General features: G+C 50.3%; 10 protein-coding genes. All 10 read right to left on the reverse strand.

Annotated features, from left to right (window positions below; all coding sequences use genetic code 11):
- Positions 1-223: 223 nt before the first annotated feature.
- The 10 genes from asd to HMPREF9412_RS17455 all read right to left on the reverse strand — a co-directional run bounded on the left by asd (position 224) and on the right by HMPREF9412_RS17455 (position 15,933).
- Positions 224-1,309, reverse strand: coding sequence for an aspartate-semialdehyde dehydrogenase (asd, locus tag HMPREF9412_RS17410; RefSeq protein ID WP_009592932.1), 1,086 nt, complete (start codon positions 1,307-1,309; stop codon positions 224-226).
- Between the two features lie 653 nt (positions 1,310-1,962).
- Positions 1,963-3,561, reverse strand: coding sequence for an amidohydrolase (locus tag HMPREF9412_RS17415; protein ID WP_009592941.1), 1,599 nt, complete (start codon positions 3,559-3,561; stop codon positions 1,963-1,965).
- A 129-nt stretch (positions 3,562-3,690) separates the two neighbouring features.
- The gene (locus HMPREF9412_RS17420; protein WP_036672589.1) at positions 3,691-4,923 is read right to left on the reverse strand and encodes an RICIN domain-containing protein; all 1,233 of its coding nucleotides are present in this window, start codon (positions 4,921-4,923) and stop codon (positions 3,691-3,693) included.
- A gap of 350 nt (positions 4,924-5,273) precedes the next feature.
- Positions 5,274-5,777 (reverse strand): VOC family protein, encoded by a 504-nt coding sequence (locus tag HMPREF9412_RS17425; RefSeq protein WP_009592966.1) that lies wholly within the window; start codon positions 5,775-5,777, stop codon positions 5,274-5,276.
- Between the two features lie 15 nt (positions 5,778-5,792).
- A complete protein-coding gene (locus tag HMPREF9412_RS17430; RefSeq protein ID WP_009592924.1) occupies positions 5,793-7,136 on the reverse strand; it encodes an AraC family transcriptional regulator in 1,344 nt (447 codons plus the stop codon).
- Positions 7,137-7,444: 308 nt separating this feature from the next.
- Positions 7,445-8,239, reverse strand: coding sequence for a DUF2935 domain-containing protein (locus tag HMPREF9412_RS17435; protein ID WP_009592962.1), 795 nt, complete (start codon positions 8,237-8,239; stop codon positions 7,445-7,447).
- A gap of 138 nt (positions 8,240-8,377) precedes the next feature.
- Positions 8,378-10,762 (reverse strand): polyprenyl synthetase family protein, encoded by a 2,385-nt coding sequence (locus HMPREF9412_RS17440; RefSeq protein ID WP_036672594.1) that lies wholly within the window; start codon positions 10,760-10,762, stop codon positions 8,378-8,380.
- A gap of 97 nt (positions 10,763-10,859) precedes the next feature.
- A complete protein-coding gene (locus HMPREF9412_RS17445; protein ID WP_050802828.1) occupies positions 10,860-11,636 on the reverse strand; it encodes an alpha/beta hydrolase in 777 nt (258 codons plus the stop codon).
- 153 nt (positions 11,637-11,789) lie between these two features.
- Positions 11,790-15,254 carry a glycoside hydrolase family 2 TIM barrel-domain containing protein gene (locus tag HMPREF9412_RS17450; RefSeq protein ID WP_009592973.1) on the reverse strand — a complete coding sequence of 1,155 codons (3,465 nt, stop codon included), beginning with the start codon at positions 15,252-15,254 and terminating at the stop codon, positions 11,790-11,792.
- Between the two features lie 265 nt (positions 15,255-15,519).
- On the reverse strand, positions 15,520-15,933 hold the full coding sequence (locus HMPREF9412_RS17455) for a YugN-like family protein (RefSeq protein ID WP_009592953.1): 414 nt from the start codon (positions 15,931-15,933) through the stop codon (positions 15,520-15,522).
- Positions 15,934-16,103 lie beyond the last annotated feature (170 nt).

Below are 16,103 nucleotides of genomic sequence, written 5' to 3' on the forward strand. Positions count from 1 at the left end.
CTCCTTATCCATTGTCGTGGCGGGAGAAACGTCCCGTCCATTGATGATGAATGTTTAACTTTTTCACTTTTATGCTTTTCGGCTTTTTCGCTTCTTTGCATTGAAGCACAGAGTAACACTATAAACGATAAGGACGGACGCCGTCAATGTAGGAATCATGAACAATCACCAAAAAAAGACGACTGCTTGCTGCAGTCGTCTTTATCATATATAGGATGTATCGTTATTTAGCTTGAATGTAACCTTCCGCTTTCAACAGTTCCGCAATCAGAACGGCTCCGCCGGCTGCACCGCGCAGCGTATTATGCGAGAGGCCCACGAATTTATAATCGTAGAGGGAATCCTCGCGCAATCTGCCAACCGAAACGCCCATTCCGCGCTCAATGTCGCGATCCAGCTTGGTCTGCGGCCGGTTCTCTTCTTCGAAATACGTAATGAATTGCTTAGGCGCACTAGGGAGTTCCAGCTCTTGCGGTCTGCCTTTAAACTGCTGCCAGCGTTCCAGGATTTCCTCCTTCGACGGCTTGTTCTCGAACGACGCAAATACGGTAGCTAAATGGCCATCGGTTACGGGAACGCGAATGCATTGCGTCGTAATCAATGGGGATTCAGCTTTCACGATCTCCCCGTTCACAACGCTTCCCCAGATGCGAAGCGGCTCCTGCTCGCTCTTCTCTTCCTCGCCGCCGATATACGGAATCACGTTGTCCAGCATATCCGGCCAATCGGTGAAGTTCTTGCCGGCCCCGGAAATCGCCTGATAAGTGGAAGCAACGACATTCGTAGGTTTGAAATCAAGCAAAGCGTGCAGCGCCGGCACGTAACTTTGAATGGAGCAATTCGGCTTCACCGCAATGAACCCGGTTGCTGTTCCCAGACGTTTGCGCTGTGCGGCAATCACGTCGATATGACCCGGATTGATTTCCGGAATGACCATCGGAACGTCAGGCGTCCAGCGATGGGCGGAGTTGTTGGAGATGACGGGCGTGCCCGTTTTGGCATAGGCCTCTTCCAATGCCTGAATCTCGTTCTTCTTCATGTCGACCGCGCAGAATACGAAGTCAACCTCTGCGGCAACCTGTTCCACCTGCGATGCATCCTGCACGACAATGCCTTTCACCTGCTCAGGGATCGGCGTAGCCAGCTTCCAGCGGCCCTGCACGGATTCTTCATACGTTTTGCCGGCCGAATTGCGGCTGGCTGCAATGGTGGTCACTTCGAACCATGGATGCCCATCCAGCAATTGCATAAAACGTTGACCCACCATTCCTGTTCCACCGACAATACCCACTCTAAGTTTTTGTGACATTCGCTACTCATTCCTTTCAATAATGTCGTCATGTTTCCCATACATCGATGTACCGTACGGACAAAAGCATGCAATAAATAAGCTTCTACTAGATAATTATTCAAACCGGCAAGATCCGTGTAGGTTTCCCGCCTTAACCTTCGTATTTCTTTAGATATAAGAAAAAGTTTGCTTTCTCAGAAGACGGACTGCTTATATCAGAACGTTACTTGCGATATACGAACGGCAAGCCACTGATGTCTAACCTTTTGGATCATGTAACAAAAAAATCCCACCCCCAAGACCGTAAGTCTCAGGGACGAGATTGTTATACTCGCGGTACCACCCCAAATTTGCCAATATGTCACCATATTCGCCTCATCGAGTACGGCATTACACGGGAATGCAGATACTCTAGCTCTGTAACAGGAGCTCCTGGCACACCATCCCCCTCCGTTGAGAGTTCCTTGTGCTGCTCAGAGTCTTTTTTCGATAAAGAACGCTTCGCCCCTTTTCAGCTGCCGGAGCTCTCTGTACAAGAATTCGTTTATTTACTCGTCTCGTCATCGCATTTGTTATGATTATTATATATAAAACCATTTCGTCGGTAAACCATATTTATAAAATTTTCACGAGAATGATCAAGCTGGTCATGATCATTACTATCGTGACACCTACTCGGCATAACCGATTTCCCCGTTAATCACCGTCATTCTGACCTTCGTCTCCAGCAGCTCGTCCGGATCTATCCCATTATGCAAGCAGCGATCCACCACCGTAAAATCGGCATATTTGCCCAATTCCAGTGTTCCCCGTTGATCCGCTTCTCCCGCTGCCCCCGCACTGCCGAGCGTAAACAGCCCGATCGCTTCAGTCAGGCTGAGCTTCTCCTCCGGCAAATACCCTGCGTGCTCCTCCCCCGGCTTGCGTCTGGTGATGGCAGCATGAATCCCGAGCAGCGGATTCAGCGGCTCTATGGGAGCGTCGCTGCCGCCGGAACAAGGCAGCCCCGTGCGCAGCCACTTCTTCCATGCATACAAGCAGCTTGTCCGATCGGGACCTACTCGCTCCAGCACCCATGGAAAATCGCTGGCCACAAACCGGGGCTGCAGGTCCACGGCCAGCATCAGCTTGCTCATTCGCTTAACCGTATCGGGATGTACAATTTGGGCATGGATGAAGCGGTCGGGAAGCTTCGCGGCTCTGCTTAGCGGATGGATTTCAAGCACATCCGTCATCATCTCTGCCGCGCCGTCACCGATCGCATGAAAAGCAACGGGATAACCCAGCCTGCGCGCCCTGCCAACAATCTCCCTTAGCTCCTCCGGCGTATGCATGGCCAGTCCGCGGGTATGCGGCGCATCATGGTAAGGCTCCTTGAGCAGCGCCGTTCTTCCTCCAACCGCCCCGTCCGCGAACAATTTAACCGCTCCGATGCGATTCCATTCGTTCCCGCTGCCTGCCTTGACGCCGAGCTCCTCCATTTCATCAAGAAAGCCATGGAACATCAGCTGATGGGTACGGAAGCGCAGTCCCTCCTCGTGCAGTTCCCGGTGGATCCGCTGCATCGCTTCCACACTCCCCAGCAGGCGGAGGTCCTCCGTATGCGCTGCCGTCAGGCCGAGCCGAAGGGCATCACGGCATGCCTGAAGCATCGCAGCTTTCAGCCTGGACGGGTCAGGCTCCGGCTGGACCATGGTAAAAGGCATCGAAGCATTCTCGTAGATGCAGCCGTTCAACCGGCCAGCGGCATCCCGGCCGAAAGCGCCGGACTCCGGATCGGGCGTGTCCGCAGTGATTCCCGCTCTTCGAAACGCTTCCGAATTACCGAGGAAAGCATGGAAACAGGTTCTCGTCAGATATACAGGATGCTCCGTTGTGATGTCGTCAAGCTCCATCATATTCGGGATCACCGGGTCCGGAAAATGGTTCTCGTTCCAGTTCAGCCCCATAATCCACTCCCCAGGCGGCGTTACCGCAGCCCGAGCTCGCAGCATAGCCAGCATCTCGTCTTTCGAAGCCGCCTCGGTGAAATCCAGCATGCCCAGCTTGAGTCCGTGCATGCCGAGATGCATATGGGCATCCACCAGGCCTGGCAGCACGAAAGCACCCTCCCAATCCACCGTTTGATAATCCCGTCCCGATAACTGCAAGCGCAGCTCGGCCGCACTTCCCATGGCACGAATGATGCCATCTTCTACATATATCGAATCCGCAGTCGTTGCAGCGTGCGGTGAATAAAGAACGCCGTTTGTAAAAAGGACAGGTTGCATGTGTCTGATTCCTCCGGATTTTTCCCATCATTATACCAAACATGCCTTCAGTTCGTCAGCCGGCGCCGCCCCAAGGCAACCCTCCCCAAAATTAAACAGGCGGCCCCACTCGGGACTGCCTGTCCAAGATTAATTGATTTTGGTGAAAGCCCACTTCTGCGCATCCGTGCCATTGTCCGTCCATTGCTGGACAGCAGCCCCGTCCGCGGTGGAGGCGCTGGCTACATCGACTACAAGCCCGCTCGCTTTGGACACAAGTTTATAATAACCGCCGCCAACATCAATGATCCTCCATCGCTGTGCATCCGTACCATTATCATTCCATTGCTGCAGCTGAACGCCAGTCGAAGTGGATGAATTCGGCACGTCGAGTACTTTGCCGCTGTGCACGGCCGTGAGTTTGTAGAATCCGTCTCCCGTGCTTTCCACCCGGAACCTTTGGTTATTGGCGACGTAGTTGGTCCACTGCTGGATTTTGGCGCCGCTGGCCGTGGACACATCCACGACATCCATCACTTTGCCGCTCGCCTTGGAAGCGATGGTGTAAATCCCGTCGCTGATGACATTCGATGCACCCGTGTCCTGATACACGCGCACGTAATCCACCAGCATCTGCGAAGGGAACGGCGTGGAATTGTTTGGACTGCCCGGCCAATTTCCGCCAACCGCCAAGTTCAGCAATAAGAAGAACGGACGCTGGAATTCCTCGGTATTGCCCGTTCCGTTCTCAATATAAAATTCATTGAACTGCTGACCGTCCACAAACCAGCGGATGTATTTAGAATCCCACTCAATGCTGTAGACATGGAACTGGGAAAAATCCAGATTGCCGGATACACGACCGAATTCGGCGTGACCTCCTGCATCCCAGTGAACGGTACCATTTACGTATGGATTCAGGTTTACCCGTTCCATAATGTCGATCTCTCCGCTCTTCGGCCAGCCGACCGTGCTGATGTTGCTTCCGAGCATCCAAAACGCCGGCCACAAGCCTTGGCCCGACGGCAGCTTGATTCGTGCCTCCACTTTTCCGTAAGTAAAGCTCTTCAAATCCTGGGTTTTGATCCGGGCAGAGGTGTAATTCATCCCGCCATAGGATTCCTTCTGAGCCGTAATGACAAGATTACCGCCGGTGACCTGCACGTTCTGCGCGCGATCGGTATAATACTGCAGCTCATTGTTTCCCCATCCCCCGCTGCCGGTACCGATTTCCGGCGTCCAATTGGATCTGTTGAGCGAGGTCCCGTTAAATTCGTCACTCCATACCAAATTCCAGCTCGGCGCCGCATTGGTTTTGTTCACAGGCAAAAGAACGACCAGAAGACTAAACAGCAGAACTACACATATTCCTTTTCTTAGCATCATGTTCCCTCCTATTTTCATCGGATTCAGGTTTCATGGATACCTAGTGTGTCAGCATCGTGCGGACCGTCTACTGAAGCTTCGTATCACCTCTCTTTCTCGTTCTCTCGTCTTGCCTTAAACCAATCTATGATGGAAGATTCACTTGTTGTTCTCCTCTAAAACACATTAGGATAATACGCTTACATTTCCATTATATTCCTGTTGTATTCCACTATCAACCTAAATTTATATTATTTTACATTCATAGTTTGATTTCTTTCATTAAAGTCCTTACGCTTCTCTCCAAATCAAAAAGCCGGCTGCTAGAGCCGGCTTCTGTTACGTTCTCTATCTTCTCATATTCTGACTTATTCACGACAAATCATGAGTTTGTTCCCATCGGGATCCTTCACGACGAACCAATGATTGTGCTCGATTTCCGTCACGAGTTCCACGCCGAGCTTTTTCATATATTCCAAAGAACCTTCCAGGTCCTCTGTCATTAGCATAAAGGCGGGAGTATCGATAGACGGCGCTCCCTCGGGCTGGTCTCCTCCCCACTTCGGCATCGTATCCAGAATCACGCCCGTTCCCTCCATGGGCAATGGGCATAAATGGCCATTCATAATCTGGCAATCGGGCTCTGGTATGCCCAGAACGCGGCAGTACCAGCTGCGCGACGCTTCGATATTCCGGACCGGAATGAAGATGCTGCCCACCTTGTTCTTAATCGGGCTTGCCTGTGTATGGTTGTCCGTATTCTGTATGGATTCGTTCATGGTTTTGCCTCCTTGGATCATCTTAAGTACGCGTGGTGCCTTAAACGGTCGATACCCTTCCGGCAGCTCTTTTCCGACAGGCCATCTGCTCATGAGCTCCCTCCATTCTTATGTCTGCTGCTTGATTTTTACCGGAACATAACACTTCGCTTGGATCATTCCATCATCTGACGCTCCCTCCAGGTCGTAACTGGCATACCACCGGCGTTCTGGATCCGGCGTAAACTCGCTTGAAGCATCGAGCCATCGGTAAATTCGATGAAGTACGCCTGTCATCGTGCCATAGGCACCTGATTCCAGGCAGGCATAGGGACCGCCTTCCAACTCAACCTGCACGTCCTTATCTTCAAGGGATGGGAGGAACTCCTCCGGCGGAACTATATAAATCTCGTAGGCGGAGCTTTGCTTCAGCAGAGCGTCGTCACAGCGCATGAATACGCGAATACGCGAGTCACCCCTAAACCCCTTACGAGATAACCAGGCAATCGAAGCTTCATCCGCTTGTTCCACGCAGTCCGGCCCCTTTCTGCGAAAGGCTATCGCCTTAAGCGTGGATAACTCCACAATTTCGATCTTTCCCATCATTTTGCTTCGTTCCACGGGAAGGAAAAGCTTCATCCGAACGATTTGATTCTTGTTCAGTACATATTCTTCCATGAAACCATGCTTTCCTTGCTCAAACACACTGCGGGGCAGCCATTCGGAGAACAAACGATCCCATGTGTTCTGAATGCAGTCTTCCGCCACCGATGGCGTTCGGACCACGGCATACAGCCCGCCATCAAGAACGATGGCTTTCAATTCTGGATGCTTCATCATCCAGGCCCGCTCCTTCACGTCAACAGCGAACAATTGATATCCGAACGGCTTGCTTTCATCCTCCAGATCCACGTTCCAACCGAAGAGCCTCAGCTCATTGATATCGATATGGTGAGAAGACATAAGCGTCCGGAAATGATCGATCGCAGCGGCTTCTATCCCTTTCTCATGCTCGGCAGCAAACAGACAACCAATCCCTTTGCCGGGAAGCAAACGGGTAACCCTTACTTCAGGAAAGCGTTCAGAAGCATCCCGCTCTCCCACGAATGTTGTCCGTTCATTCAAGTTCATCCGTTCAAAACTGTAGATCAGCCGAGATTTCCGGTATGCTCCTGGAGTTAGTCCTGTGCACCTTTTAAAGGATTTCATGAATGCCGGGTAGGACTCAAATCCACAGCGGTACCCGATATCGAGGGTCGGCAGATCGGTATTGCGCAAACAGCTGGCGGCTTCGCTGATCCTGCGTTTTCGTATGTACTCCTTGACGGGGTGTCCCGTTATACTGTGAAACAATCGGTAGAGATTCGGCAATGACATGGCTGCCACGCCGGCAATTTCCTCGAGTGCCAGCGGTTCCGTGAGATGATCTTCGACAAAATCAATGGCGCGTTGAACGATTTCACCGGTCTGCATTTCTTGTCCTTTCTCTCACTTATGATTGTAGCTTCCTTTGATGACATCATACCAAATTTCAGCGAAGGCGAACTGTACTTTTTTATCAAAAAATCAATCTCGTTACGGCAAAATCAAAAAAGCAGCCTCTTCATCTGACAGCAAGAGAACTGCTTTCCATTCAATTAGTAAACTTGGCAGGCTTGCATGGAAATGCTGCATCCCTAGATCGCCATAAGTGCGCCTGCGCCTTCCAATGAATGCTTAGCCCAAGAGAAGAAAGTAAAGATTGCTTTTTTAAACTCGAGCACTAGCCCATCCTTCATCCATCAACCAGTGACTCTCGGCTTCGTCGGATCGCAGTTCGGGCTCTGTATTTCGCCCAGAGCAGCCAGCTTGGACAGATAATAGCATTCTTCCCGATACATATGATCCGGCATCAGCGGATTGATCCGGTCCAGCACTTCCCCGCGCAGCTCAAGCTCCTCGAGTTCCGACAGAAAGTGCATGAACACTCTCATTTCCAGGTTTATATCGGCATGAAATTTGCGGAGGGCGGGAAAATCCTTCAAGCGGGTCCGCAGATACCCTGTCATTTCAACAGCCTTTAGATAAAACCCTTCAAAATCCTTTTGGAACGCCATGCTTTTGGCAATCAACGGCTTTTCGGCAAAATCCAGATCGGCGGCCAGACTTGCCGCATGACCAAATGCATCCTGCAGCCAGACCATATCATAATGCAAAGGATGGAACAGCGGCACTCCCTTCCCCTCTTGCAAGGCCTGCAAAATTCGCAGGTATTCCTCCAATTCATTTACCATGTGGTTGATAAAGGACGGGGTCAGGAGAAAATCTATGGTGCCTGCAAGCTGCCGTTCTAATAAACTCAGCTTGAATTCGCGCAATTCTTGCGAAGCACGAAGGGCTTCTTCGTTCAGTTTAGCGATGAATGCGGATGCATCCGGTCGCCGAGATTCACTGAGAAGCCTATCAAATCTAGTCATTAAGGATTCAGCGGTAGCGATGTCCGCTTTTTCCTTAGGCGACAGCGCAGTAAAAATAAACCGGCAGTGGTCCCCAAGAATCTGCAGCCAAAACCGGTGCTCATACAATGGATCACTCATTGGCCTTGCCTCCTCTGGCAGCTTTATTCTCAGAAAATATATGCAGCTGCCGTGGGAGTAGAACGATTGACAACTCCAGCCGGAGCAATCGCTTGCCTTCGATTAGACTACCGACAATCTACGCGAGACGGGACCATCTTAACGTTCACGATTTACCATATAGTTCAATAGATGCTTGAGAAACGCCGTATTGCGTGGCATTTCCTGCAGCGCCTCCATCGCCTGGCAATAATGATCCCACATTTCCCGGCTGGCCCCTTCCTGCCCCAGAATGCTCACGAAGGTCGATGTGTTGTTCTCCGCATCCTGTCCCCCGGGTTTGCCAAGCTGCTCCACGTTCCCCTGCACATCCAGCAAATCATCCTGAATCTGAAAAGCAATGCCTGCGTGGTAAGCAAATTTCTTCAGGATTGCGATTTCCGTCTCCTTCACCTGAGCCAGAATGGCGGGCATAACCAGCGATGCCTCGAACGCGATCCCCGTCTTGTAGTAACAAACCGTATTCAACTGCTCCAATGACAAGGCCTTTCCTTTTGAATTCAAATCCATCGCCTGGCCGGAACACATATCTCCCGCTCGCTGGGACGAATACCGTATCAGCTTCAACACCGTTTTCGGGTCAAACCCTTCCAGGGAGGATTGCTCTTCGATCGCCTTCTGTATTAGGAACAAACCGGTAATTTCCGCCGTGGCGCTATCGTGAACCTGATGCAAGGTCGGCCGCCCTCTACGAGTAGAGGCGTTATCCTGGGAAGGCAAATCATCGAATATCAAGGAAGCGGTGTGCATGTATTCAAGCGATCTCAGCAGCGGCACGATGGCTGATGCCTGCAGTCCATATTCCTTCACGGCCATTACCCAAGTCAGTATGGGTCTCAGGCGCTTGCCGTCCCCTTCGAGCGAATAATTGGCCGCATCGATCAGCGACTCTTTCATCGGCGGTATGCCGGGAGTCTTGTCGATTTGCAAATGTTGGTTAATCTCATCTCGAACGGATTTAAACGTATCGATAAAATAATCCTTCTCTTTCCGCTCGTTTCTAAGTACGGTTACCATCTGATCACGCAGCAATTTATCAAGGAAATCCACCTGATCGGCTTTGGAGACCATGTGCTGGATAAGACGATTGAATTCCGGGTTCCCGGAAGCGAAAATATCCATGATTTCATTGTATTTCTCGGTGCCGACGCGTTCTTTGCAGCGCTTCAGGCCATTGATGGCCCGGTCGAGCATCACCTCTCGCGTCTTGGCGTCCGAATGGTACACGTTATGAATCAGGTGGGAAATCACTGCCCAGTATAATTCAAAAGGATTGATGAGGTCCTGGCGTTGTCCGCGATATTTTAAATAGTAAGTGTAAGGTGTTACCGCCCCGTCCTTCAAGTCTTGAAACATATCGGCAAAATCATCGGCCAACTGGTTGTAGATCCCATAATAGAACGTTCGGTCCTCGAAGCCTCCATCCGCCGCAGCGCTTATTACGGAACGGACAATCAATCGCGAGGAAGAGGATTTCAGGATGATCGGCAGATATAATTCTTCATTGGTGTAATCGGGATTCGCAAGGTCCTTGATACGGTCAATATGCTGCGAATGAAAAAACACGTTGGACTGCTCGAAAAAAGTTTGCTGCGTTTCCGGGCGCTGCCGTCCTTGAATATACTCGAATGCATCCCGGAGCTCCTGATGCACGAAATGAACGAGCTCCATGTTTTTACCGCTCCACTGGCCAAGTTCTGGTACTTTCCCGGTAAGCAGGGCCTGCCGTATCATGTGGGAGTACTGTTCCTTCTCCTGGGCGTTCAAAACCCCTGAATCGAGCAGGTCGTCTATGAAAGGATAGGTTAACCCGTAGGAATACCCCAGCCGGATCGCATCGTCAAGACGCGATGAGCGTTCCGCTGGCGATGTTTCTCCATTCAAATCTTCCATAACATGCATGACAACCCCAACGATAATTTTGATTAATTTGCGCTGGGCTTGCTCTGCATCCATCTTGTCCGGGATATGGGAGGCTACATGCTTCAGTTTGTTGATGACCCAAATCACGGCTGTTTCAATGCCTTCCTTCTGCGCCCAACGGTACAATCCCGCCAGACTCATAAAATCCGGCGTGTCTCCCTCTTTTGCTCCGTTTGAGCGAACCAGAAGTTTTCGGGTATTCGCAACAACGCGTCGTATTCTCTCTTTCGTATCAGTGGAATCCAGCGCCATGCCCAGATCCCTCATATAAATATAGGAGATGCTTCGATCCAAATAATCATCCAATTCGCCTGTATAGTTGAGCCATCCGATGTATCTATGATAATCCCGGTTATCCGGCTTTTTCTTCGACGGCAATATAGAGGACAGCCATGATTGACGTTGAACATGCTTTCTTTTCCATATGAGAATGTCTTCAGTCAGCATAGGCACATAACTCTTATCCTTAACCTGTACATGGAGCGATGCAAAATACTGAGCAGCCTTCTGCTCAGCCTGCCGATATCCCGTATCGGCGTAATCTGTATATGCCACATTCATTTGATGGAATCCCTCAACTTCTTTAAATGTTAAACATGCACCCATGTTTATAACCTTTATACGCAGAAGTTTCAATCGGGTTACATTTCAGTTACAGTTACAGGGATTCATCCATAGACTGAAGCCAATGTCCCATGGCCTCCGACACTTCGTCCAACTGCTCGGCATCGGTGATGGCGGGTTCATGGTCTCCTTTTTGCATACCGTAAGCTCCGAATTGCCCGTGATTTCCGCCCTCAATTTCTACATAGGTGGTAGCGTCCGGCAGATTCTTTTTTGCAGCCTCCCATTTCGTTCGATCAAGAACGCCGTCCTGCGTACCGGTAATCTGAAGCGCGGACAGGTTTAATCCGTTCAGATTGCCCCCATCGTCAGCGTATGAGGCCATGAAATAGACCCCTTCAATGACATCCGCATGTTCCTTGGCATATCTCGCGGCAAAAACGCCGCCTAAGGAATGTCCGCCGATGACATATCGGTTGTCTGGATGCTCCGCTATGAAGGAATCCGCCTTGTTCTGTCCGAATATGGCGAGATTCAGTGGCATGGAGGCAACATAAACGCGATGCCCTTTCTCGGCCATTCTCGTGGCAAAAGGCGCGTAACTTTCGGGCTCCACCAATCCGCCCGGATAAAAAATAATGTCGGGCTGAATCATCTGCCCTTCTACAGGCTCGAAGCGATAGCCGTCTTGAATGCGTTCAACCGCCACCCTCGTGTCGCTTTGAAATACCGCTTTCGCTTCATCCAGCGGCTCGTAAGTAAGTGAGTCCAGTATGGCAAGACCTGCGATGATTATGATGGCCAAGATGGACAATATCCAAATGAATGGCCTGATCCATCTTTTGTTCCTCGGTTTATGGGTTTGCTTCATGTCTATCACGGTCCCTTCAATCCAAATATGATGTCATTTCAAATTATACCGCAGGGTTAATTAAATTCCTACGCGCCTGTTCGGAGATCCCTTACATCCTACATAACGAAACCAAGCTGCCGAGTCGGTCGGCAGCTTGGTTTATCTCGCAAATTAGGAATCTGTTCGCACAAATCGGAACCAGCCAAAATCAAACTGGCTTCCCGGCAGGAAGATGAACGTCACCTTCTGTTTGCCGGCCACTGGCTCCAGATCGAATACTTGCTCTTCATATTCGTCGGCTTGCCTAAATTCGACCAGCCGGTTGCTTTCGCCATCCAGATGCGCAAACCGAATATGAATCGTATTTTTATCCAAGGCGGATCTGCCGTACACCACCAGTTTCGATGCACCGTCGGCTGAAAAATCCATCTCGTCAAACTCGAGGGAGACGTTATTTCCTATCCCTTGAACAAACCTGTTGTCCACTATCGTAAAGGTATCCCCGTAAATCCGGTCGCAATCCGCGGCAAAGTTGGGCTCAAAGGCTCGATTCCCCGGTTGAAAATAAAACCCTTTAATGTGCACCTTCTGGCGAAGGACAAAGCAAATCGACGTAATGCCGCGCAGCTTCTTGGACAATCGGTAGGTTTCTTCCTGATACACGTTCCATTTGGACTCCTTCTGATAAATGCAATCGGCCAGCAGGGAGCTGCCCTCTTCGCCAGGCATGCCCTCCCAGATTTGCAAAGCGTACGCTTCGCTTGAAAGAGCAAATATCGGAATCGTGATCGTATCGGAGCCACGGGGGCCAAAATCGATGTCCCGGAACCCGACCTGAGTCTCGCCGTCTCTGCTCGTGGCTACGCCTCTTTCGTTTCCGTTCCCAACTTCACCTTGACTGTAATCATATAATCCTGCAGATATGAAGGAGTATGGATCCTTGTATGCTGCACCCAAACCGTCGACCTTAAATTCAAGCTGGGAGATGAGCCGGGTTTTACCTGTCCCGTTCCGGCTGGTGCATCTTAATCGAAATTCTCCATCGCCAAGGGCTGTTACGATGGCAGCATGGCCATTGGCCTCGACGCTCGCAATATTGGATTCGATGCCGGCATCGTTTACGACGGCCCATTCGACTTCCTGATAAGAAGCTGTCAGTGGATGCAACATGGCCCGAACTGTCATTTGTCGATTCGCCGGATCAAAGACCTGACCCTTTTCGCTGATCAGCTCAATCTTGCGAAGCGGAATCTCGTCCCTGTTTCCTGTCAGGCATGGGCCCTCCTCATTCCTCATGCTTGCGGATATTCCTTGCGTCACATCATCCTGTACGGGTATGGAAGTCAAATGAAGGGATTGACGCTCCATACCTGTGGAGGACACCTCGATCCCGATTCCGCCGGGCTCCAATGTCGCTCCGATGATCGCCATCAGCTTGCCGCTGAACAGTCTTCTGCTTAGGCCTTTGTACGGATCGTAATCCGTGCTGTCCCCATTATCGAGACCCAGCAGCCGCCCCGCACCCGTGACATGGACCTCCACCCGGTTATTGGCATTCTCGACGGAATGCCCATCCTCATCTTCCATCGTGATCTCAACGAAGATGAGATCTGTTCCATCGGCCCTTAGCTCTTCTTTATCCGGTCGCAAAACGATCCGCCTGGCATCGCCAAACGATTGTCTTGCATCCGTGGCTACGATACGGCCTGTTTCGTCATAAGCGATCGCTTTCAATTCGCCTTTGACGTAAGGAATCTTCCACCACCCAACCAGTTCTCTTCCTCGTGCATAGTCAATGTCATGCGTACCCACGGTTTCCCCATTGAGCCGTAATTCTACTTTTGGCGCATTGGAGCAGATGCGAACATCTATCATCTGACCGTCATTGAAATCCCAATAGGGCAGCAGATGTACCATGGGCTTCGTTTTGTAATCCGTCCAAGCAGCTTGATAGATATAATAGGAGTCCTTCTTAAAGGTTGCCGTATCAATCTGTCCGAAATAGGAGTTTTTAGTATGGTACGGCGTAGGCTCTCCAATATAATCGAAACCGGTCCATATGAATTGACCTAGCGAGAAGGGCATATCCCGTTCAGCCAGAATGCATGCCTCCGCCGATTTCGCTCCCCAGCTCGTCGAGCTGTTGCCGAGGGAGGAGCACTGCTCGTCATCATCGGCCAGGATGGATTTATCGAACGGGAAATGGTAGATGCCTCTGCTTTGTACAATTGACGCGGTCTCACTACCATATATGATCCAATCCGGATGTTCCCGGTGATGGTTCTCGTAATATTTCTCGGCATAGTTATATCCTGCTACCTTGACGATATCGGCACATTGCTGTGCGTTCTCCCAAGGCATATAATTCGATCCGATGGTAACCCTTGCATTTTGCTTAGGATCGTATGCATAAACCTCATCCATCAGCATTCTTGTGATGTCCTGCCCCTTCTCATCGGCATGGGTATCATATATCTCATTCCCGATGCTCCACATGATAAGGCTCGGATGGTTGCGGTCCCGTTTAACCCAGCTCTTCACGTCACGCTGAACCCATTCCCGAAAGAACCTGGCATAATCATAAGGCGTCTTCGGCCGCTCCCACATATCGAAGGCTTCCGATACAATCAGCAGCCCCATTTCATCCGCAAGCTCCATCAGCTCCTTAGCCGGCATATTATGGGCGGTGCGAATCGCGTTAACCCCCATTTCCTTCAGAATCTTAAACCTTCTCGCCAAGGCGGTTTTGTTAAAGGCTGCTCCCAAAGCGCCGAGATCATGATGCTCGCATACGCCGTTCAATTTGAATTTGCTGCCGTTCAGCAGGAGCCCTTGATGAGGATCCAGCCGAATGTGTCGGAATCCCACATTATGAGTGACGGCTTCCAAGATAGTATGCTGCGAAACTGTGGAACACTTGGTTCCGCTCAGCTTCATTTCGGTCACCAATTGATACAAGTTAGGTTCTTCCGGACTCCAGAGCAGCGGATCCTTGACAGCTAATGTTTGCGTATTGATGATGCTGCCTGCACTGCTGCCCGTGTGATTGGCGTCGACCCGGTCTGAAGTCTCGGCGATGATCTGCCCATCCTTCAAAATCACATGCTTGATCAGCACATCATCCACGATCTTCATTTCCGTCTCGACTTCAACCAGCCATCCATCTTCCTGATGCTTAGTCGCTATATAAACGCCGTCCGTGATGATGTGGTTGGATTCCCTTGTCTTTAACCATACATTCCGATAAATGCCTGCCCCGGAGTACCATCGGCTGTTCGGGCTTTGATGCACAACCTTTACGACGATGACATTCTCACCGTCCCGGAGCGCATCCGTGATCTCGTGTTCAAAGGAAGAATAGCCATACTTCCATTCACCCATAGGACGACCATTGACATAGACGGAAGAATCCATGTACACACCGTCAAAACAGAGGAAGACCTGACCGCCGTCATTATTCCACAACCATTTCTTCCGGTACCAGCCAATGCTGTTCTCGTATAAATCCTCCGTGTTATGAATGAGCCAATCATGAGGAAGATCAACGGGCTGAAATTGTAGATTCTCCGAATCTTCAACGTCCAAACTGCTTTTTGCAAACGTCCATCCATCATTAAATAAAGCTCTTTTATTCATGGGTGATATCACCTTCTTCGTTTATTTATTCATCAATGCGGGGCCGCATATTCAGTCAATCCTACTATATCAGGATGCTTTATCATTTGAGCCTTCTTCAAAAAAGTTCTAAGGTTTTCAAAGGATGATCTTTAATTCCTGTATATCCTTGCACTGGACAAAAAAGAGCCCTTCGCATGCAGCATGCATCAGAGCCCCTTGCTTCATTATATTGCAGATGTTCCAAAAGAGACCCAGCGTCCGAATCTCTTTGGATATCTTAATGTTAATGCAAATACCCCGTCTCCACCTCGTCCAAGACTTTTCTGGCTTGTTCAACCCACATATCGTCCACCGAGGCGTCAGGGTCGATCGGCGACTGGAATTGATCGAAGAGAGCTCCCAATAAACGTGGTCTCGCATGCTTATCGGTCCCCTTATTATATATATGCCTGAAGACAAATGGTCGGCCAAGCTTGATCGTTGCATGGCATCCGCCGCATTCGCCATCCAAGCTGCCCTTGGTTACGTGAAAGGGAATGCGAAGCCACACCATCCGCTCCTGATCCAATCGCCTATCCAAATAGCCATGCTTGTAATCCCAATTGCTGGCTAACGTAAAATCGTGTTTGCATAGATAAGTATCGATGTTTACGAAACGGTCCTCCATATTCTCCAGTCGAGATTCCAAATTAATCATGTTAACGCCCACCTTCACATTTTAGTTCTAGGATGGACGTGATTTCCTGCCTTTATACGGTTCGCAGCTGCTTGCTGCATCCTGATCTCCGATTAAGTTCGTAATGCTTATATCGCTCACGCGTACCCACTGCCTTAAATTACTAGTCGTGAAGGCACAGCACTTCCATT

This window comes from Paenibacillus sp. HGF5 (assembly GCF_000204455.1).
Classification (GTDB): domain Bacteria; phylum Bacillota; class Bacilli; order Paenibacillales; family Paenibacillaceae; genus Paenibacillus_AQ; species Paenibacillus_AQ lautus_A.